We start from the raw sequence: 21317 nt of genomic DNA on the forward strand, positions 1-21317 counted from the left end.
GTTCAAGTTGCTACCCGAAAGCATACCGATCGAGCGGAGACACGCTCACCAGAAAAGCTTTGGGAGACTTTTCATGAAAACACGCGCCGCCGTCGCCTTTGAAGCGAAACAGCCATTGGAAATTGTCGAGCTGGATTTGGAAGGCCCCAAAGACGGCGAGGTCCTGGTCGAAATCATGGCGACCGGGATCTGTCATACCGACGCTTACACGCTGGATGGCCTCGACAGTGAGGGTCTGTTCCCTAGCATCCTTGGTCATGAAGGTGCAGGCATTGTCCGCGAAGTTGGCGCCGGTGTGACCAGTGTGAAGCCTGGCGATCATGTCATCCCGCTCTACACGCCGGAATGTCGCCAGTGCAAAAGTTGCCTGTCTGGTAAGACCAATCTCTGCACCGCGATCCGCGCCACGCAAGGCAAAGGCGTGATGCCGGACGGGACGTCGCGCTTCTCTTATAAAGGTCAGACCATCTATCATTATATGGGCTGCTCAACCTTCTCGAACTTCACGGTGCTGCCGGAAATCGCGGTGGCGAAAATCCGTGAGGACGCGCCCTTTGATAAAACCTGCTATGTCGGCTGCGGCGTGACCACAGGCGTCGGCGCGGTGACCAATACGGCGAAAGTGCAAGCGGGCGATAATGTCGTCGTGTTTGGCCTTGGCGGGATTGGCCTGAATGTCATCCAAGGCGCAAAAATGGTGGGCGCGGACAAGATTGTCGGCGTCGATATCAACCCTGCGAAAAAAGAATGGGGCGAAAAGTTCGGGATGACGCATTTCGTCAACCCGAAAGAGACGGCAGATGTCGTCGCGCATTTGGTCGAGCTGACCGACGGCGGCGCGGATTATTCATTCGACTGCACCGGCAATACGGACGTGATGCGACAGGCCTTGGAATGCTGCCATCGCGGCTGGGGCACGAGCGTCATCATTGGCGTGGCCGAAGCGGGCAAAGAAATTTCGACGCGCCCCTTCCAACTCGTCACTGGGCGCAATTGGCGCGGGACGGCTTTTGGCGGCGCGAAAGGACGCACCGATGTGCCAAAAATCGTCGACTGGTACATGCAGGGCAAAATCCAGATCGATCCGATGATCACCCACGTCATGCCGCTCGATAAGATCAATGATGCGTTTGATCTGATGCATGCCGGCGAGAGCATCCGCTCGGTCGTGGTCTATTAGATGACGCTCGAACTGGTCTCTTCTTGGACCTCATTCGGCGGCACGCTCAGCGTCCACGATCATCAAAGCGCAATCACCAATTGCACTATGCGCTTTGCCGTCTTCACGCCGCCACAAGCCGCTAATGGGCCGGTTCCGGTGCTCTGGTATCTATCGGGCCTGACCTGCACTTGGGCGAATGTGATGGAGAAATCCGGCATTCAACAATATGCCGCCGAGCATGGTTTGATGATTGTCGCGCCGGATACCAGTCCGCGCGGTGACGACGTCGCTGATGATGAGGCTTATCATCTTGGCCAGGGCGCAGGCTTTTACTTGACCGCGACTGAAGATCCGTGGGCGGCGCACTATAAAATGGATCAATATCTGACCGACGAATTGCCCGGCATCATCGCTGAGCACTTCCCAGCCGATATGCGCGCGCAAGGGATTACCGGCCATTCCATGGGCGGGCATGGCGCGATCACGCTGCACCTGAAAAACCCCGACACGTTCAAGACCTGCTCGGCCTTTTCGCCGATCGTCTCGCCCGCGCGGGTGCCTTGGGGAGAAAAAGCATTGACCGCTTATCTCGGTCCGCTTTCAGTCGCTTGGGAAGCCTATGACTCGACTGAGCTTGTCAAGGAGAGGCCCTCCCAGGCGGATATCTTGATCGATCAAGGCGCGGCGGATCAGTTTTTAGGCGAACAACTCGACCCCACCCTCTTCCTCCAAGAAGCCCGCAATCACGGTCAGACAGTCACGCACCGGATGCAAGCCGGGTATGACCATTCCTACTATTTCGTTGCGAGCTTCATGCGCGATCATATCGAATGGCACGCCAAGCGACTGAGACGATAAGGTGCTCGATTGCAAACCTGGCGATCTCATCGACCGAGAATAGCCCCGCTCTATTTGACCCAAGCGCCCGGGGCATTGGTGCGATAACCGAGCGACTGATAGGCCGCATCGACCACGCTTTGACCGCGCGGATTGAGCAGCAGGCCTGGCCCCATCTGGTTCATCGTATAGCTAAAGGCGAGCCCGCACTCTGGATCAGCAAACCCAATCGAGCCGCCAGCGCCGACATGCCCGAACGCACTTTCGCCCATAATCGCACTCTTCTGGTCGCCTTGCGGATAGGCGCGATTGTCCATGGATTTCATAAACCCAGAGGCAAAGCGCGATGGTAGAAGCAGCGTGGCATCAATCCCTGAAGCGGTGGTGACGCGGGTCATCGCCGCCAAGCGGTCGGCTGAGACTAAACTGCCATCATTGGTTGCGAGCGGCGTATACCACGCGACCTGACCGCGGGCATTTGCGATTCCGCCCGCGCCGCCAATCTCAGCCTTATGGGCTTCCGGATCATTCATGTTCCAGCCGCCATTATTGAGGAAGGAGAGCGATTGGATCGATTGCGGTTCGGTAAAGAGCTTCACCGTAAAGGCGGTCGGCTCGTCGCCTTCTTTAGGCTCATAAAGCCGGATCGGGGCGATTGGCTTGGCAAAATCATCCGGGATCCCGATCCAAAAATCTGCGCCGGTTTTGCTGGCGACTTCATCGGCAAAGAACTGGCCGAGCGATTTGCCCGAGACGCGGCGCACCAGCTCACCCACGGTCCAACCGAAATTGACCATATGATAGCCATTGCGGGTCCCCGGCTCCCACCAGGCTTCCTCATCTTCCATGCGTGAGATCATGTAATCCCAATCCAGAAACCCGCCCTCGCGGATCGGCTCGCGATTGGCTGGCACTGCGCTTTCATGGTTGAGCATCATCTGAACGGTGGTGTTCTCTTTGCCCTTCTTGGCAAAGCCCGGCCAATAGTCCGAAACCAGCGCCGCCGGATCGAGCTCACCGCGATCAATCAAAATATGCGCGCACAAAGCTGTCGCCGCTTTGGTACAGGAAAACACAATCGAGACCGTATCTTCTTGCCATGCCTCGCCAGTATCCGGGTTGGCCATGCCGCCCCACAGATCAACCTTGGTTTCGCCATCAACGCTCAAACACACCGACGCGCCGACTTCGCCACGTTCAGCAAAATTACGCTCAAATTCTTCGCGGACGCGCGCAAATTGTGGATCACAATGACCTTGCACCTGGCTCATGATGGGGGCTCCTCCTATATGTGCAAGAATAGAAGCAGGGTTTCGGGCGCGGCGCGAGGCTGACTTTGGGGCAGATCGCCCGCGCTAGGGATCACGAATGGCAAATAAACAAGCAATTTTCCTGCAGGGTAACCTGTTGCGCCATATCGTGATTATGGCCTCATCAGCCAGCATCGGCCTGGTCTCAATATTCCTCGTCGACTTTGCCGACTTGCTTTTCATCTCCATGCTCGGTGAGGCAGAACTCGCCGCCGCTGTGGGGTTTGCTGGCACCGTTCTGTTCTTCACATTTTCGGTCTCGATTGGGATGACGATTGCGACCAGCGCCTTGGTGGCGCAAAGGCTCGGTCAAGGCGATCCAGTCGAAGCCCGAAAGATCGCGACCAGTGTAATTCTCTTCGGCATCGTCGTGACGAGTGTGCTCGCCCTCTTATGCTGGATCTATGCGCCCAGCCTGCTCGGCTTGATCGGCGCGCAAGGCTACACCCAAGAGATGGGGGTTCGATATTTTCGGATCGTCGTGGCTGCGATGCCGATTGCCGCAGTCGGAATGATGGCCAGCGGTATCTTGCGCGCGCATGGCGATGCAAGACGGGCAATGACCGTGACGCTCGTCGCCGGCGCAGTGAATGCGATCCTCGATCCGATCCTGATCTTCTGGGTTGGACTTGGACTGGATGGCGCGGCTTATGCCTCCGTGGCCGCGAGATTTGCGACGCTTGCCACCGCGCTCTATCCGATTTTCAAACATTATGGCGGCTTCGCGAAGATCGATTTACCGCGCTTCCGCATGGACCTAAAGCCGATTGTCGCCATCGCGGCTCCAGCCATGCTGACCAATGTCGCGACGCCGATTGGCAATGGCTTTGTCACCCGCGCGATCTCTGATTTTGGTGACAGCGCTGTGGCAGCGATGGCGGTCACCGGGCGCCTCACCCCCCTCGCCTTTTGTGTGATCTTTGCCCTGTCTGGTGCGGTCGGTCCCATCATTGGCCAGAACTTTGGCGCCAAACAGTTTGGCCGGGTGCGCGGCGCCCTGATCAAGGCGGTCCAGTTTACCGCGATTTACGTCGCCACCATGTGGGCGATCTTAATGCTCGCGCATGGCTTTATCTCAGACAGTTTCCAGCTCAGCGAAGATGGCGCCAATATTGTCTTCTGGTTTGCCCTCGTCGTCGCGCCGCTTTTCTTGTTCAACGGCACGCTGTTTGTCTCGAACGCGGCGTTCAACAATTTGCGGCGCCCGCTTTACTCGACGTTCTTGAACTGGAGCAAGAATACAATCGGCGTTGTGCCGTTCATCGCGGTCGGCGCGTCATTAGGCGGCGCGCCGGGCGTCATCATTGGCCAAGCCGTGGGCGGGGTTCTATTTGGGATCCTCGGTTTCTGGCTCGCTTATCGATTGGTCAACCGCTACGAGGACGGTCGATCCGATCCCGACAAAGGGATGAAATTCCCCCTTATGCGCCGCCGCGCCGAAGCGCCATTTAACTCGCCGAGAGGTTAGACCAGAAAAAAGGCCGCCTCGGGAGGGGAGCGAGACGGCCTTTTCTATGGGTATGATATGAAACTTAGTGGCGATTGCTCATTCGAGCGCGACGCCGACGCCGCTTGTCCAACATGCTTGTGCCGGTCTCCTCTTGGGTTTCGGGAGCTGGGGCTTTGATTTCGACGACCGATTTTGCGATCTGGATCGCATTGATTTGGGCCGTCTCAAGGGTGTTGCGAGGCACCGCGATTTGGGCTGGCTCTATTTCGCGGACTTGCGGGTTCATCGTTTCATTCCTTTTTAAAATCAGGGGATTAGCCTGATCGACGGGGGTTGAAGCTGTTAGTTAGTTTCCGCCGATGGAAGGTAATTGGGAAGGCTCTTATTGTTTTTCAATAAGTACATATCGTTTTTCGGTAATTATTTTTGAAATTCGTTTGTTTTCAAGGCTTTAAAATGTACGATTTTTCGAAATTGCCGTGTTTTCAATTAAATGAGCCTGCGAACCTTGGTCCCAGACCGGCCCTCTGCCTGACCTTAGGCTGGTCATCGGGGTCAGAATGATCCAATCCATATATATAGAGAGCAGCCGGTGGCGCGCATTAATCGTCCTCACCGGTCAGATTGGGAGGATAAGATGAAGCGCGAGATCGATCAGGACTTAAAGCGGCGAGCCCAAAAGGTTCTGCCAAATGGCGTTTATGGCCATGAATCCACGCTCCTCCTCCCGGAAAGCTATCCGCAATTCTTTAGCAAAGCCGAGGGCGCTTATCTCTGGGACGCCGATGGCAATAAATATCTCGACTATATGTGCGCCTATGGCCCAAACCTGCTCGGCTATTCAGACCCGCGCGTAACCAAGGTCGCCATCGAGCAGCTCGCCAAAGGCGATGCGATGACGGGTCCCTCACCTGCCATGGTCGAGCTGGCCGAGGCCATGACCGACATGGTCAGCCATGCCGACTGGGCGATGTTCTGTAAGAATGGCACGGACGCCACCACGATGGCCAAAACCATTGCTCGGGCCCAAACAGGCAAACGGATCATCCTGGTCGCCGCTGGCGCCTATCATGGCGCCGCCCCCTGGTGCACCCCGATCCCTGCAGGCGTGATCGAAGAGGACCGGGCGCATATCCAGACCTATGAATACAATAATATCACCAGCCTCGAAGACGCCGTCAAAACGGCAGGCGATGATCTCGCCGGAATCTTTGCCGCGCCGTTCAAGCATGACGCTTTTATCGACCAAGCCCTGCCGGACCCTGCTTATGCCAAGCGCGCCCGCGAGATTTGCGACCAGACTGGCGCCCTCCTCATCGTCGACGATATTCGCGCCGGCTTTCGATTGACGCGCGACTGCTCCTGGGAGCTGATCGGTGTGCGTCCCGATCTCAGCACATGGGGCAAGAGTTTCGCCAATGGCTTGCCAATCTCGGCTCTGCTCGGATCTGACACAGCGCGGGACGGCGCTGGAGCGATCTACGCAACTGGCTCATTCTGGTTTTCCGCCGTGCCCATGGTAGCAGCGCTCGAAACGCTCAAAATCCTCAGAGAATCCGACTATTTGGAACATATGATTGCGCTCGGTGAGACCCTACGCACAGGCCTTGCGGATGCGGCCGAGCGTGTCGGCATCGGCTTCCGCCAGACTGGCCCCGTGCAAATGCCGCTCTTCTTATTTGAAGATGATCCAGATTTCCGCACCGGTTTTGCTTGGTCTGAAGCGATGTTGCGGCGCGGGGTCTATGTCCATCCCTGGCACAATATGTTCCTTTGCCAGGCCATGACGCACGCCGATATCGAGATGACCATCGCCGCCGCCCGCGAGGCCTTTACCGAGATCAAAACCGCCCGCGATACGCTCGAACCGCATCCGGTCGTCGCCGCCATGTTCGGAGCGGTCGCAGCCGAGTAAAGCGGCCTCCCCACCGCTTAGCGCCGTTTCACCGCCCGCACCGTTCGCCCCAGCAAAGCGGCGACATCTTTAGCCAGTTCAGCATCCGAAATCCCGTGCCGCCGCCCGGCTTCGAGCTCTGAGGCCGCTTCCGCTTCTAAAGCCGCCAGATCCCGCGCGCGGCGAGCTTTGACTTTCCAGGCGGCAATCAAACGGTCGGCGCGAGAGCGATCATCCGCCCGCAAAGCGGCGCGCACGGCCCGTAAGATCTGATCCGCAGAGCTCAGCCCTTCGTCCTGCAAATTGATCCCCGGCGGGCGGCCTGAGCCTTTGACCCGTCCGCCCAGACCGTGGCGCAACATGAAGCGGCCCGATGGCCGGTTGGTCGGCACTGACGGATGCAGCCCGCGCGCCATTTTATGATCGGGATCAATGTCACAGAGCCGAAACCCAAACAGCGCCGCCCAGCGCCCATAGGTCGTGATCGAAATCCCGAGCGCGGCGGCAATCTCAGTCGGCCTCTCCCCGGCCCGCGCGCGCCGCTCCGCCTCAGCCGCCAATTGCCGGCGATCTTCAATCGGAAGGGCGCGAATATCTGGCATCCCCGAACCCTAAATCAGGCCAGAACCCGGTCGGATTGACCGGCGCGAATGGCATCCAGCTCTCACGGATCGATAATCCGCCCAAGGTACCGCACAGCGCAGGCGTCCCCCTCGAACGCGCAGCGGTCTGAGGGTTCATTTCCCGTTCGTGGGCCATCCCCACGGTCCCGAACCTGATCCGGGACCTCGTGTCATGAGATCCGGAAGCGAGGCTGGAGGTCCCGGGTCAAGCCCGGGACGAGCGGACCTTCCTTCAAGCCTCACCCTGATCGCCCCTTCAGCCTCATCCTGAGCGAAGTCGAAGGACGAGGCGGGCTCACGACAAATTGCGGAAAGCCCGGCCCTTTATCCTTCGACGCCGCTCAGGATGAGGGCCTATCGTGGAAAGACCGGTTCATCACGCGAACGAGGCCATGCGCGCGCCCCTTTTAGAGGCGTCCGCCTTTGGCTCAGCCTCCGGCGCACCGTCGTTCGCATTATCACACAGCCCGTCAGCCCATGCGCCGCCGCGCATAGGACCGGGTGATGGGAAGCCCGATTCAAAAATTGAGGCGAAAAAAAGTCTCGCTCGCACGATTCGAATTGTCTAAACGGCGACTCCTTTTAATGGACTTAAGTAACGACAATCCTGCCTTGAGTATTCATATGATTTTACATTCTGCACGTATCAAGAATTTCAAAGGGGCTGAAGACGTAACTCTTACATTCGGCTCCAAAGGCAAAAACAGAATCCTCACCTTGATTGGGCTCAACGAGAGCGGAAAAACAACAATTCTGGAGGCGCTCCACTATTTCAATACTGGAGAGTCGGATACCGATGCTCTTTTGGAGGGGCCGTTCACAAAATCCAATTTGGAGGAGATTATTCCGCGTCATGAAGCCACTAGCTTCAGCGACGAGATTTCTATCCAGGTCAGATTTGAGCTTACGGACAATGAGGTAGATATCATACTTCAATTGATGTCCGAGCAAAACATCTTCATCGATCGAGAAAGTCTCGATCGACGTTTTAGTGTGACGCAGGTAATTAGGTATGTGAATTCAGAGCACAAAGCAAACACCCGGTATTGGACATTTGGATTTGAGGCCAAAACAGGCAAACAAAGAAAGGCCAGATCCCATCGAGGAAACAGTTCGCACGAATGGCTAGCTTGCGTGCGAATCGTCAGCAATCTGTTTCCTAAGTTCTGTTATTTCCCAACTTTCTTGTTCGACTTTCCTCAAAAAATCTATTTGGAGGAGACTGAAGGAGAAGATAGCAAGAACCGGTATTTCCGCGAATTAATAAACGACATAGTTGGATCCCTCGGAAAAGAACTCACTGTTAAAGATCATATCGTCAATCGCATTCGAGCGACAAAACAGAAGGAAGAAGCGACATGGACCTGGTTTGGCTTCCTAGGAAGCACAAAAAGGTCTTTGGTTGACCAAGTAGCCTTGGAGGCGGCGAACGAAGTTTCAAAGACAGTCTTCTCCAGTTGGAAGCGTATTTTCAATAGGGACTACGAAAACAAGCGCGTGGAAATTTCGGTCAACTACGAACAAGAAACAGACTCCATCTACGCAGAATTCTTTGTAGTTGATGGCGCTCAGAAGTTTAAGCTCGCAGATCGGAGTTTGGGATTTAGATGGTTTTTTTGCTTCCTACTCTTCACTCATTTCAGAGCACGAAGAGAAACGAACGAAAACGTATTGTTTTTGTTCGACGAACCAGCCTCCAATTTGCATTCCCGGGCACAGTCTGAATTGCTTCAGAGCTTCGAGTTCCTAGCAGCTGACAAGAACTATGTAGTCTATTCGACTCACAGTCATCACATGATTGAGCCAAAGTGGCTTAATAGCGCTTACATAGTGTCCAACCGGGCTGTAGACCCGGACAACTCGGAGATCTTCTCAACCAACCCCACTCAAATTGAGGCACAGAAATATCGAGAATTCGTGGGAAATCACCCAAACAAGCGCACCTACTTCTATCCGATTTTGGAGAAACTTGACTACGCTCCATCCGACATTGAGCTAGCATCGAACGCGCTTCTAGTCGAAGGATTGAACGATTGGTGTGTTTTCACATTGGCGGCGCAACAGCGCCCCTCGGAGCTTCAGTTCAATCTCATTCCAGGTACGGGCGCGGGAGCGCTAGATCCGATCATCAGTATTCTGACTGGTTGGGGGCGAAAAACGTCTGTCTTCCTCGATAGCGATAAGCCCGGGAAAAAGTCCAAAGCCGCTTACGCGGCAAAGTGGCAATACTCAGATGCTCAATTGGCAGAACTCCACGATTTCGACAATTCAGCTGCTTCAATGGAAAAACTTGTTCTAAAACACCATAAGGATGAAATTGCCGAGTTCTTTTCGGTCACAACCGTCAAAAAGATGCATGTCACAAGGTTCCTCAGAGAAAATCTCGCGACCGGCACTCTGATACTTGATGACGCGATAACCAAAACTGCGAATGCAGTTCTAGACTGGGCCGAAGATCAACTGGGCAGTTAAGTGCAACGCACGCGAACTACTCGAAAGTGAACTTCAAAAGAGAGTTCGGATATCGATGCGCTGCGATATTTGAACCCAGATTTCGGAATTCAGAGCTTACCCGCTTCGTCTCCTATTGCGGAGCAAGCCGTCTAATCTCCAATAACCCCTAAAGCCCCAACTCTTCTTCTCTCAACCGTTTCACCTCGTCGCGGAGGCGGGCGGCGTCTTCGAACTCCAGGTTGGCGGCGGCTTCGCGCATTTGTTTTTCCAAATCGGCGAGGACGGCTTGCAGATTGTGGCCTTGGCCGGGTTCATAAGCGATTTGTTCTTCGGCCACGGCTTTGCGGCGCGACTTGCCGCCTTTGAGCTGGGTTCGGCCGCCGGGTTTCTCGCCCAGCTCGCCGAGAATGTCGGCGACTTCGCGTTTGATCGTGGTCGGGGTGATGCCGTGTTCTTGATTATAGGCATTTTGTTTCTCGCGGCGGCGCTCGGTCTCGTCCATGGCGCGCTGCATTGAGCCGGTAATCTTGTCGGCATACAGGATGACGCGGGCATCGGCGTTCCGCGCGGCCCGGCCAATCGTCTGGACCAGCGAGGTTTCGGAGCGCAGGAAGCCCTCTTTGTCGGCATCGAGAATGCCGACCAGGCCGCACTCTGGGATGTCGAGACCTTCGCGCAGCAGGTTGATGCCGACGAGCACGTCGAACGCGCCGAGGCGGAGATCGCGGATGATCTCGATCCGCTCCACCGTGTCGACATCAGAGTGCATGTAACGGACTTTGATGCCTTGCTCATTCAGGTATTCGGTCAGGTCCTCGGCCATCTTTTTGGTCAGCGTGGTGACCAGGGTGCGATAGCCATTTGCGGTGGTGGCGCGGATCTCGGCGGTCAGGTCATCGACTTGGTTGGTGGTGCCGGTCGAGACCGGGCGGACCTCCACTTCCGGGTCGAGCAGGCCGGTCGGGCGGATCACTTGTTCGGTGAACACCCCGCCGGTACGCTCGAGCTCCCAAGGCCCCGGCGTCGCCGAAACATGCACCGTCTGCGGCCGCATAGCGGACCACTCTTCGAATTTCAACGGACGGTTGTCCAAACAAGAAGGCAACCTAAAGCCGAATTCTGCGAGCGTGCGCTTGCGCGAGAAGTCGCCTTTATACATGGCCCCGATTTGCGGCACGGTTTGGTGGCTCTCATCGACGAAGACCAACGCATTGTCTGGCAGATACTCGAACATGGTTGGCGGCGGCTCGCCGGGTTTCCGGCCGGTGAGGTAGCGGGAATAGTTCTCGATCCCGTTACAGCTCCCCGTGGCGGCCATCATTTCTAAGTCATATTGCACGCGCTGCTCGATCCGTTGCGCTTCGAGCAGCTTGCCCTCTTTCTGGAAGTGCGCCAGCGTCTGTTTGAGCTCAGCTTTTATCTGATCGATCGCCTGGTTGAGGGTCGGTCGCGGGGTGACATAGTGGCTGTTCGCGTAGAGCTTGATCGCGGGCAGCGTCTCTGATTTGCGCCCGGTCAGGGGATCAAACTCCGTAATGCTCTCAAGCTCATCACCAAAGAAAGACAGTTTCCACGCCCGGTCTTCATAGTGCGCCGGGAAGATATCGATAATATCGCCCTTCATCCGGAACGAGCCGCGTTGGAACGCCATATCATTGCGGGTATATTGAAGATCGACCAAGAGTTTAGCGACCTCGCGCGGATCAATCCTTTGGCCGGCTTCGAGCTTGCGGGTCATCGACGTGTAGGTCTCAACCGATCCGATACCGTATATACAAGACACGGACGCCACGATGATACAGTCATCCCGCTCCAGGATGGCGCGCGTCGCGGAGTGGCGCATCCGATCGATCGCCTCGTTGATCGTGCTCTCTTTCTCAATATAAAGATCGCGCCGCGGGACGTAGGCTTCAGGCTGGTAATAGTCATAATAGCTGACGAAATACTCGACGGCATTGTCGGGGAAGAAGGACTTGAACTCCCCGTATAGCTGCGCCGCGAGCGTCTTGTTTGGAGCGAGAATCAAGGCCGGGCGCTGTGTCGCCTCGATGATCTTCGCCATTGAAAACGTTTTGCCGGTGCCGGTTGCACCAAGCAGCACCTGATCGCGCTCACCGGCTTGAATGCCTTCAACCAATTCCGGGATCGCGGTACGCTGGTCGCCCGCTGGCGCATAGGGTGAGCTGACCTTGAGCTCGATCCCGCCTTCGAGTTTTTCCCATCGCCGATCCGGCCGATGCGGAGTCCACTCGCTCGACGGCAAGCCACCCACTGCATCGCGCGCGGCGCCATTGTTCTCAGTTGAAAAAACCAATCTTGCGACCTCTGTCAAAGACACGTTGGAAATTGAGCTCTGGATGTAACCTAAACATTATCGGAAACAATAGCTCTAAAGCGCGCTTAGCGAGCTATACGGACAAGTTCTGTCAGCATATGATTACACAAGTAACCAATGATTTGTGCGGAACTTAGCGCTCTGACGCAAAATCTTCCCTCATTTCGGAATACGCAAGAAAATAACGCCCACACAATACGACAGAAATGTGGCAAAATCAGCACACCATCGCGAGACATGCTGCATATAGAGGTAAATCTGGCAACTGTTAATTGACGGTCGCGCGTTCTCACCTCTATCCAGAGTCACCTGCTAAATCAGGCACACTGCGTATTTGAAAAATCTGCGTTTTTCTAGTCGCAAATCGAAGGGAGCTCCTAGGAGTGGGAGCGCTCATTTTATTGGAGGATGATAGATCATGACTAATGATCTTCTGAAGAAGAAGCTATTTGCGACGACGCTACTCGCGGGCGTTGCGGGTGGTTTGTGGGCTGGAGCAGCGATTGCTCAAGAGGCCGACGATGAAGTCGTAACCGTAATTGAAGAAGTCGACGAAGATGACGAAGCCCGTCAAGACAAAGTCGTCGTAACAGGTTCCCGCCTGTCGCGTAACGAATTTACTTCGGTTTCACCACTTCAAATCGTTGATGGTGAGCAAGCACGCGAGCTCGGCCTGATCGACGCTCAGTCATTGCTTTCAAACACCACCGTTGTTTCTGGTCAGCAGAACACACTCGGTGTTTCGACCGCATTCAACGGCGGTTTGCAGCAAGCCTTTACAACCATCGGTAACGTTTCGCCATCTCTGCGTGGTCTCGGATCTGGTGTTACCGGACGCGCACGGACGCTCGTGCTCGTCAATGGTCGCCGCCTCGGACCAATTGGTGTTGGTGGTGCTCCGGCAAACCCAGACATTTCTTTGATCCCAGGCTCTTTGGTATCGCAAGTAGACGTTCTGCTTGACGGTGCGTCTTCGATCTACGGTTCCGACGCTGTTGCGGGTGTTGTAAACTACGTCCTGCGCAAAGACTTTGACGGTGTTGAAGTGAACTACTTCCGGTCTCAAAGCGAGCACGGTTGGGGCGCGAACGACGTTCTGTCACTGACCACCGGCGTAAACAATGACCGCGGTTTCATCGGCTTCTCGCTTGAGTATAACAATCAGGACGATATCACCCGTGGCGACGCTCTGTCGGCCTTCTTTGGCCCTGTGAGCAGCGTGTCCAACGGCTTTACCGGGACCTCTCTTGGCAACTTGGACATCGGCCCACAGTTTTGTGAAGTCGATATTGGTGTTCTTCCAGACGGTTCAGAACGCCGCGTATGTTCAGGTACGCCTGCCGGATTTGCGATCGTAGGTGGTGTGGGTAACGTCATCGGCGAACTCGGCGGTCCGATCACACCAGGATCAACACCGCTAGCAGGTGCGCCTGGTTTCTTCGTCCGCCCACCAGTCAGCTTCTTCCGTCCGGATAACGATCCAGCTACCCGTGGATTCCCGCAAGACCTGAGCGACACATATCTGCCGCCAACCGAGCGCGTCTCGATCTACACAGTCGGCGAATACAATCTCAACACTTATGGCGACATGACGCTCTTTTTCGAGGGTAACTATGGTAATCGCCAGCTGGAAACACGTAACACGGCACAAGAGATTTTGCCGTTTACCGCAGACAATCCTTTCAACCCGTTTGGGGGACCAGGTCTGTTTGTTTACAGTGTCGAGCAAGGAGTCGATCAGGAGATCGACGTGGCTCGCGGCCTCTTCGGCGTCCGTGGCGATTTGCCAGACGTGAATGTCTTCGGCACCGACAATTGGTCTTACGAGGCTTCGCTTAGCTTGCACCGATCCAACGGTTTCCAAGCACTTACTGGATTCCTCAATGAGGACCGGATCGCTCAGGGCCTAAACAGTTCAGTTGATCCAGCTACCGGAGACATCACCTGTTCAGTACCACAAGGTACGAACCCGGCAACAGGCGGTACAGCGTTCTTCGGATTTGATACCGTTCGTGCACCACTGGCTTGTGTGCCATTGAACCCATTCGTCCCAGAATTCCTGGTCGCGGGTCAATTCGCAACGCCAGAGCAAAACGAATTTGCTTACGGCGTGGGCACTGTCCAGACCGAAGTCGAGCAACTCGTCTTCAACGCCTTTGTTCAGGGTGAACTGTTTGAATTCCCACAAGGTGGAACAGCGCAGTTCTTGCTGGGTACGGAGTATCGTGAAGACCAGGTTGTTACTACGCCAGGCGATTCTACACGCTTTGGTCTTCTTCAAGGTGTTGATGCTGACCTAGGTGCTACGGGCCAGCGTGATATCTATGAAGGCTTTGCCGAGATCTCGCTTCCAATTCTGGAAAACCAGCCATGGGCTCAGTCACTCTTGCTGGAAGGCGCGGCGCGCTGGACGGAAGAAGAGTTCTCTGGTTCCGCGTGGACGTATCAGATCAAGGGTGAATATGGCCCAACAGACTATCTGACCTTCCGTGCTGGCTTCGGTACTTCATTCCGCGCACCAGATCTTGGTGAGCAGTTCGGTACCGGTACGGTCTTTGTACAACCTAGTCGGATCGACCCATGTGTCGTTAACGCTCTGCAACTTGACCCAACTACAGGCGCATATGATCCAGCTCTGGAAACACGTGATCCTATCGTTATTCAGAACTGTATCGATATTGGTCTGGACCCAACGACTTTGGGTACGGTGAACCAAGGAGATGGCGACCCAACCACAACAGCGTTTGTTTCTCTGCCGGTGGCATTTGGTAACTTCGGTAACCAAGGCGTTTCGCCAGAAGAGTCTGAAGCACTGTTTGCTGGGTTTGTCTTTGATCAGCCATTCTTTGACGAGTTCGACTTCCAGGTCGCAGCAACATACTTCGAGTATGAGATTACTGGTCAAATTGGTCAGCTGACACGTGGCCAAATTCTCGGTGATTGTTTCGACTCTGTCGGTCTCACAGATCCGCTTTGTGCCTTCCAAACACGGGACGCATCAGGCAACCTGGTTGCCGTTAACGAAGCATCGATCAACCTCGGACCGACCACCTCGCGTGGTATGGATATCAACATCAACGCGGCTTACGAGTTGACCCGCTTTACTGAGGATCCGATCGACCTGACATGGGATCTGGTTCTAACTCAATCATTTGAAAACAATGACGAAGTTACTCCAGGTACAGTGACAGAAAACCTTGGCCAGCTGACGCTGGGCGGCGGTTTCCCTGAGTACAATGCGGTGTCCACAATCCGCGCGGATTGGAAAGATTGGGCGATTAACTTCCGCTCACGCTTCATCAGTGACCTGATCCAGAACCCAGACCAAGGTAACGCCTTTGCTGCGTGTTTTGACCTCGTCGCTAATGCGCGCATCGATGGATGTGTCGAGAAAGAACTGACAGACCACATCTGGCAGCACGACCTCACCATGTCTTACACGGCTGACTCTTGGTCTGTTCGTGGCGGTGTTCTCAACCTCTTCGACGAGATTGACAGCATCGACTCGAACTTTGGTTTGGCTAACGTGCCGATCCAGTCAGGTGCAGACATCTTCGGACGTCGCTTCTTTGTTGGTGTGTCGAAGTCCTTCTAAGACACAAACCGACTTCTAATCGAAAAGCCCGCATCGATTGATGCGGGCTTTTTGTATGTAACAAATGCATGTGTTCGCTTCACAGCCGCTGATTCCAGATTATTCTTCCTGGCAGTGAGTCAGGGAAAAATTCGATGAATATGAAAGCGTTTTTTGCGACGCTTGCACTCGGTTTCAGTGCAAGCGTTCCGATGGCAGCCCAAGCTGAACCCACGATACCGGTAGAGGTTTGGGCAGATGAGTCCGATTTCCGCAGCTTGGAAATGTCATTTGATGGTTCAAAAATGGCAATGCTTCAGCGCACCGAGCGAGGCGGCGAGTACCAAGTTGTCGTGTTCGATACCAACGATATTGCTGGATCGCTCCGGAGACTCGATACTGGAAATGATGCTGAACCTCGATCACTCACTTGGGTGAATGACGAGACAATCGTGATCGAGTTTCGCTTAGAGCGAAAGCGCCGCAAAGAACTTCTATCCCTCAATCGATATCTTGCTTTCAACGTGAACACGGGTGAATCCGTTAATCTTCTGAAGGCGCCAAGTATCGATCGAAACACTTCCGCCGTCGCACAGCAGGCACTTTTGCTCGCGCAAGGTAGCATCGTCGATTATCTTCGAACCGATTTCGATCACATCCTGATGTCGGTCAATGAGGGCACGGCGATCAACATATACAAAGTGAACGTAAACACTGGCGCACGAGAACTTGTGTTAAAAGGGAACTCGGACATCGCCGCGGTCGGATTTGATTGGGAAGGAGACCCCCGAACCGCTCAAGGATACGATCCTGATGGTCCTGCGGTACTGCTTTTTGCTCGCGAAAAAGGGAGCACCATGTGGAAAGAAGTTGCGCGCCGCGATGCGCGTGACCGAAAGCGCATCCAGCTGCTCGGCTTTCATGATCCCGACGCGCCCAACAAGCTGTATTTTGTCGCCGATACGGAAGAAAGCGACAATACAGGCCTGTTCACAATGGACGTCGCCAATCCCGACGAGTGGACGCCGGTTTTCGAGCCCGAAGGATATGACGTTCTCAACGTCCTGAGATCCCCGCGCCTGAGCGATCGCGAAGCAATAACCGGTTACCTCTATGCTGGCGATCACCGCAGAGAGAGATACTATACAGACCCGGAAATCGGCTCAATCTTCTCGAGCATTCAACAATCCTTTCCGGATAAAAACGTCTCGATCATAAATATCTCACAAGACAGCTCGACCGTTCTATTTTTCGTTAGCGGACCAAGAGATCCCGGCACCTATTACATGATCAAGGATGGTGCTGCATCGAAAGTGGTGAGCGTTGACACAACGATCACACCCGACGCACTTTCGAGAGTTGAAGGCATAATGGCTCAAGCACGGGACGGATATGAAATCCCAGCGCTTGTCACCATTCCTGATGGCGAGGGTCCGTTTCCAGGAATCGTGATGCCACATGGCGGCCCTTGGGTTCGCGACTATTACGGATATGACGAATGGGCCCAGATGCTAGCGCATCAGGGCTATGTGGTCGTTCAGCCCAATTATCGCGGTTCAGAAGGCCATGGTTTGGCGCATTGGAGAGCCGGCGATAATGAGTGGGGACAACTCATGCAGAATGATATTGAGGACTCCCTATTTCACGTTGTGAATGAAGGATTGGTCGATCCTGACAAGCTCGCCATTTTTGGATGGAGCTATGGCGGATATGCCGCTTTTGTAGGAGCAACACGTCCTGACACGCCGTTCAATTGCTCGGTGGCAGGCGCGGGCATCAGTGACATCGCGCCAATCCGAGGCAGCATCGGCGACAGCCGATTCTTGAGGAAGTATCAGGAACCAACCGTAAGCGGCTTCTCAGCGATTTCTCGGGTTAAAGACGTCACAATGCCCATGCTGGTTGTGCATGGCGAAGATGATGCCACAGTGCCAGTTGATCAGAGTCGGATCTTTGTTCGCGACTTGAAGCGAAATGACGCTGATTACGACTATATTGAAATCAAAGATATGTTTCATAGCCCCTGGCGCTACGAGCACAACATCGCTTGGTTTCCAGAGCTCTTAGAATTCTTCGAAACCAAATGTAACTTCTGACCAATAAAGGGCGGCCTTATCAGAGCCGCCCTTTTTCGCGCAAGATCATCCCGTCATTTACCCATTCCCAAGAGCAATCGTGCCGATCAAGCTCGCAATTGTGGTAATTTCATCACAATACTGATCCGCTTCTTGATGATTATGAGAATTTTGCAATGTTTGAATTGACGAAATCAATGAGCTGATTATCGGATACTGCGCGTATTGGATTGAATACCAGACTAGCGGACTCCAGGAGCAGGCATGCTCCGTTGATTGGAGAGAGCCCCTAAGTCATGAGAAATCGACTTCTCAAAAACAAGTTATTTACCACAACACTATTAGCCGGGCTCACAGGAACCCTCTGCACCGGAGCAGTTTGGGCACAAGAAACCAACGATGAAACCGTAACCGTCATCGAAGAGATCGACGAGAATGACGAAGCCCGCCAGGAAAAGGTTGTTGTAACCGGGTCGCGGATCCAAAGATCTGAATTCACAGCGATCAAACCGGTACAAGTAATCAGCGGTGAGGTTAGCCGGGACATTGGCCTCGTCGATGCCGCCAGCCTACTACAAGAGAGTACCGCCGCAACGGGATTGCAGATTGACACATCCTTTAATGGATTTGTTTTGGCAAATGGGCCGGGCGCATCAACGATCGATCTTCGGGGCTTGGGCGCCTCCAGAACGCTCGTGCTCATCAACGGTCGCCGATTAGGAGCATCCGGAGTTGAAGGTGCGCCAGGTGTACCAGATTTGAATTTGATCCCCAGCTCATTGGTGGACCGTATTGATGTTCTTTTGGATGGAGCGTCGTCGATCTATGGATCAGACGCCGTTGCCGGCGTTACAAACGTTATTCTCCGCAAGGATTTTGATGGTTTCGAGATTGAAGGGTCCTGGAATCACCCCCTTGATGAAGGTGGTGGTGGCAATAGCCAGTTTGTTTCGGCAAATTGGGGCCTCAGCAATGATCGCGGCTTCATGGGATTTGCAACCGAGTGGTCAAAACAGGACAACCTAAAACTCAACGACCGCCCTGATATTTTTGGCGACTGCGTCACGCCAGTCGAGCAAACCACAACAGGCGAAATACGTACCCTGAACATTGCCGCAGCAGATGTTGGAGTCGGCCTCGACCCCATCGAGTGTAACTTGGCATTCGGCATAAACCGGATTTGGCTTGACGCCTACGGATCTGAATTTGGTCAGTTCGGCTCGCTTTATTATACACCAGGATCGACGAATGTCGGGGTTCCAAATTACTCCGAGAGCAGCTTGTTCGGATTTGAATATGTCGATCCTCAAACCGGGATTTCTTCACCAAACATCTTAACTCCATTCTATCAAAACTCCGCTGTGCCAGAACAGAGAATTCAAGATGTTATCGCGGAAACTGAGACATTTTCAGCCTTCACCTATGGCGAATATGGCTTTGCGGACGATCTCAACACGACAGTGTTTTATGAAGCGCTCTATTCCAATCGACAATTCACACAGCAGGACCAGGGAACAATCGCTTTTAACATTGCGACCCCGGCTTCAAATCCATTTAATCCGTGCGGAATCAATGGCGTGGATTGCGGCCAAGCATTCAACGACCAACTCTCTCTAATATTCTTTGACGGCGCGCCAACACCGGCGGCCTTCGCAGCAAATACTGGCCCACGTGCCATTCGCCAACAAGCAAGGATAAAGCTGCGACGCGAAGACAGTGTGAATACAGCAGAAGTTGCTCAGTTCCGTGCCGTTGCCGGCCTTAGAGGCGACATGCAGTTGCAAGGCCTAGGGCTTGAGAACTGGGAGTGGGAGTTTTCCGCAAGCTATGATCGCGCGACAGGGCAATCTCGATCGACAGCCTTGAATGATGAACGATTGGCACTCTCTGTCGCGACAACAATTGAAGATCCGAACAATCCAGGAAATTTCATTTGCGGCTTAGACGGAAATGGTGACGGCATCCCGGATCAAGACGGCGTGCCATTTCAAGGCAACGGATTCAACAATACCCCCAAATGTGTGCCGATTAATGTCTATTCCCCGACGCTTTACGGTCGAGGCGGTGGAAACTTAGCGACCCAAGAAGAGTATGATTATTTAATCTCAAATCGCACGTTCAATACCATCATCGAGCAAACTATTTTCCAAGGTATCGCGACCGGCGAATTGTTTGATCTTCCCGGCGGCAAAGCCGGCGCCGCCATTGGTGTCGAATATCGGGAAGACACTTTGGACTCACAGCCTGATGACGTCGCTCGATTGGGGCAAATCGTTGGCTTCTTTTCTGATCGTGGCGCGAGCGGGTCGCGAGATTTCCTCGAAGCCTTTGGCGAAGTCAGTCTTCCACTCGTCGCGGGGCAACCGATGGCCGAGGAATTGACAGTTGAAGCATCAGCGCGCTGGACGGAGGAATCCACATTTGGCGCGGCCTGGACCTACTCAGTAAGCGGCATGTACCGGCCAGTCGAGTATTTGACCTTTAGAGGCTCATTCGGGACATCTTTCCGTGCACCGAACCTTCGTGAACAATTCACACTCGGTCAGTCCGGATTCTTGAATCTAACAGACCCCTGCATTGTTCCAGAAGATGCCATTTCGGGACTTGGAGAATATGATGCAACGCAGGACGAGAGAGATCCGCTCCTTTTAGCGAACTGTCGTGCCGCAGGTATCGACCCTACGAGTTTGGGTGCGACGACTGGCGCGCCTTCGACAGAAGTCTTCACGTTTAAAGGTGGGGCCCTTGGCGAGGAAACCTCGGAATCACTGACTTATGGCTTTGTTTTCGAGCAGCCATTCTTCAACGCATTCGATCTCACGACATCGTTGACTTATTACGATATCGAGGTTGAAGACACGATTATTCGACAAGGCGCGCAAGCGGCCATCAATGATTGCTATATTGATCAACCGAGCGCTCAGTCAGCGCTATGCGATCTCATCACCCGCAGCTCGGCAACTGGATTTATTACCGAGCTTGATGTTCCGTTCATCAACCAGGATGCGGAGATCGCCCGCGGGATCGACTTCGGTCTCTTGTACGAACAAGAACTCAATATCGGTGCGCGAGAGTTAAGCTGGGGAGTGGATGTCGACGTCAATCACACGATCGAACGTACCACCGTTACGCGTGCACCTGGACTGGATCCAGTAGAAAACCGCTTCGAAGGGACGATCTACGACCCCGAATGGCAGGGCATTTTCCGGATGTTCGCAGATTATGGCGACTATAGATTTACCTGGAACACAGCATGGGTCGGCGAACAACAAGCGCAGTTTACAGATGAATTTGGCGCCGGGGAGACGTGTCTCGGCGTTGATGAGGGGGGTGTCGATTGTCGCGATGTAGATTTCATCGACGATTATTTCCTTCACAGTGCTTCCGTTCGCTACACTCAAGATACTTGGACTGCAATTATCGGCATGACCAACGTTTTTGATGAAGAGCCCGACAAAATTGATGCGGGTGAAGCCACAAATCCATCCGGGACGAATGTCCCGTTTGGTCAGGACTATCTTGGTCGCGGAATCTTCGTGAACCTCCGAAAATCATTCTAGTCCCCTACAATGCAATGTCGTTGGCGGAGCCTTCCAATCGGAA

At 54.1% G+C, this 21317-nt stretch carries 12 protein-coding genes; 8 read left to right on the forward strand and 4 right to left on the reverse strand.

Annotated elements, in window-relative coordinates:
• Positions 1-73 precede the first annotated feature (73 nt).
• A complete protein-coding gene (locus tag MY069_RS04020) occupies positions 74-1180 on the forward strand; it encodes an S-(hydroxymethyl)glutathione dehydrogenase/class III alcohol dehydrogenase (RefSeq protein WP_482795788.1) in 1107 nt (368 codons plus the stop codon).
• Positions 1181-2020, forward strand: a complete 840-nt coding sequence (fghA, locus tag MY069_RS04025) for an S-formylglutathione hydrolase (protein ID WP_482795789.1) — start codon at positions 1181-1183, stop codon at positions 2018-2020. It abuts the gene before it with no gap.
• A 50-nt stretch (positions 2021-2070) separates the two neighbouring features.
• Here the strand turns inward: fghA and MY069_RS04030 are convergent, their stop codons facing one another.
• Positions 2071-3273, reverse strand: a complete 1203-nt coding sequence (locus MY069_RS04030) for a serine hydrolase domain-containing protein (RefSeq protein ID WP_482796675.1) — start codon at positions 3271-3273, stop codon at positions 2071-2073.
• 94 nt (positions 3274-3367) lie between these two features.
• Here MY069_RS04030 and MY069_RS04035 point away from each other — a divergent pair, with 94 nt between their 5' ends.
• Positions 3368-4777: an MATE family efflux transporter gene (locus MY069_RS04035; protein WP_482795790.1), complete on the forward strand. Its 1410-nt coding sequence runs from the start codon at positions 3368-3370 to the stop codon at positions 4775-4777.
• Positions 4778-4841: 64 nt separating this feature from the next.
• Here the strand turns inward: MY069_RS04035 and MY069_RS04040 are convergent, their stop codons facing one another.
• Positions 4842-5045, reverse strand: a complete 204-nt coding sequence (locus tag MY069_RS04040; RefSeq protein ID WP_482795791.1) for a hypothetical protein — start codon at positions 5043-5045, stop codon at positions 4842-4844.
• A 351-nt stretch (positions 5046-5396) separates the two neighbouring features.
• Between MY069_RS04040 and MY069_RS04045 the strand changes: the two genes are divergently transcribed.
• Positions 5397-6674 (forward strand): aminotransferase class III-fold pyridoxal phosphate-dependent enzyme, encoded by a 1278-nt coding sequence (locus tag MY069_RS04045; protein WP_482795792.1) that lies wholly within the window; start codon positions 5397-5399, stop codon positions 6672-6674.
• 17 nt (positions 6675-6691) lie between these two features.
• Here MY069_RS04045 and MY069_RS04050 read toward each other — a convergent pair whose 3' ends face one another.
• On the reverse strand, positions 6692-7255 hold the full coding sequence (locus tag MY069_RS04050; protein WP_482795793.1) for a hypothetical protein: 564 nt from the start codon (positions 7253-7255) through the stop codon (positions 6692-6694).
• A 525-nt stretch (positions 7256-7780) separates the two neighbouring features.
• Here MY069_RS04050 and MY069_RS04055 point away from each other — a divergent pair.
• The gene (locus MY069_RS04055; protein ID WP_482795794.1) at positions 7781-9748 is read left to right on the forward strand and encodes an ATP-dependent nuclease; all 1968 of its coding nucleotides are present in this window, start codon (positions 7781-7783) and stop codon (positions 9746-9748) included.
• A gap of 148 nt (positions 9749-9896) precedes the next feature.
• Here MY069_RS04055 and uvrB read toward each other — a convergent pair whose 3' ends face one another.
• Positions 9897-12002 (reverse strand): excinuclease ABC subunit UvrB, encoded by a 2106-nt coding sequence (gene uvrB / locus MY069_RS04060; RefSeq protein ID WP_482796676.1) that lies wholly within the window; start codon positions 12000-12002, stop codon positions 9897-9899.
• A gap of 481 nt (positions 12003-12483) precedes the next feature.
• Here uvrB and MY069_RS04065 point away from each other — a divergent pair, with 481 nt between their 5' ends.
• From MY069_RS04065 to MY069_RS04075, 3 genes are all read left to right on the forward strand, one after another.
• Complete coding sequence (locus MY069_RS04065; RefSeq protein WP_482795795.1) at positions 12484-15660, forward strand: TonB-dependent receptor domain-containing protein; 3177 nt, start codon at positions 12484-12486, stop codon at positions 15658-15660.
• Between the two features lie 134 nt (positions 15661-15794).
• The gene (locus tag MY069_RS04070; RefSeq protein ID WP_482795796.1) at positions 15795-17735 is read left to right on the forward strand and encodes an alpha/beta hydrolase family protein; all 1941 of its coding nucleotides are present in this window, start codon (positions 15795-15797) and stop codon (positions 17733-17735) included.
• Between the two features lie 275 nt (positions 17736-18010).
• Positions 18011-21274, forward strand: a complete 3264-nt coding sequence (locus tag MY069_RS04075) for a TonB-dependent receptor domain-containing protein (protein WP_482795797.1) — start codon at positions 18011-18013, stop codon at positions 21272-21274.
• The last annotated feature ends 43 nt before the right edge of the window (positions 21275-21317 follow it).

It is taken from the genome of Hyphomonas sp. ske169, assembly GCF_056850855.1.

Excerpts from the sequence above, each read along its gene's own strand:
- MY069_RS04020 (WP_482795788.1), top strand. The coding sequence starts at position 74 with ATGAAAACACGCGCCGCCGTCGCCTTTGAAGCGAAACAGCCATTGGAA.
- fghA (WP_482795789.1), top strand. The coding sequence starts at position 1,181 with ATGACGCTCGAACTGGTCTCTTCTTGGACCTCATTCGGCGGCACGCTC.
- MY069_RS04035 (WP_482795790.1), top strand. The coding sequence starts at position 3,368 with ATGGCAAATAAACAAGCAATTTTCCTGCAGGGTAACCTGTTGCGCCAT.
- MY069_RS04040 (WP_482795791.1), bottom strand. The coding sequence starts at position 5,045 with ATGAACCCGCAAGTCCGCGAAATAGAGCCAGCCCAAATCGCGGTGCCT.
- MY069_RS04045 (WP_482795792.1), top strand. The coding sequence starts at position 5,397 with ATGAAGCGCGAGATCGATCAGGACTTAAAGCGGCGAGCCCAAAAGGTT.
- MY069_RS04050 (WP_482795793.1), bottom strand. The coding sequence starts at position 7,255 with ATGCCAGATATTCGCGCCCTTCCGATTGAAGATCGCCGGCAATTGGCG.
- MY069_RS04055 (WP_482795794.1), top strand. The coding sequence starts at position 7,781 with ATGGGAAGCCCGATTCAAAAATTGAGGCGAAAAAAAGTCTCGCTCGCA.
- MY069_RS04065 (WP_482795795.1), top strand. The coding sequence starts at position 12,484 with ATGACTAATGATCTTCTGAAGAAGAAGCTATTTGCGACGACGCTACTC.
- MY069_RS04070 (WP_482795796.1), top strand. The coding sequence starts at position 15,795 with ATGAATATGAAAGCGTTTTTTGCGACGCTTGCACTCGGTTTCAGTGCA.
- MY069_RS04075 (WP_482795797.1), top strand. The coding sequence starts at position 18,011 with ATGAGAAATCGACTTCTCAAAAACAAGTTATTTACCACAACACTATTA.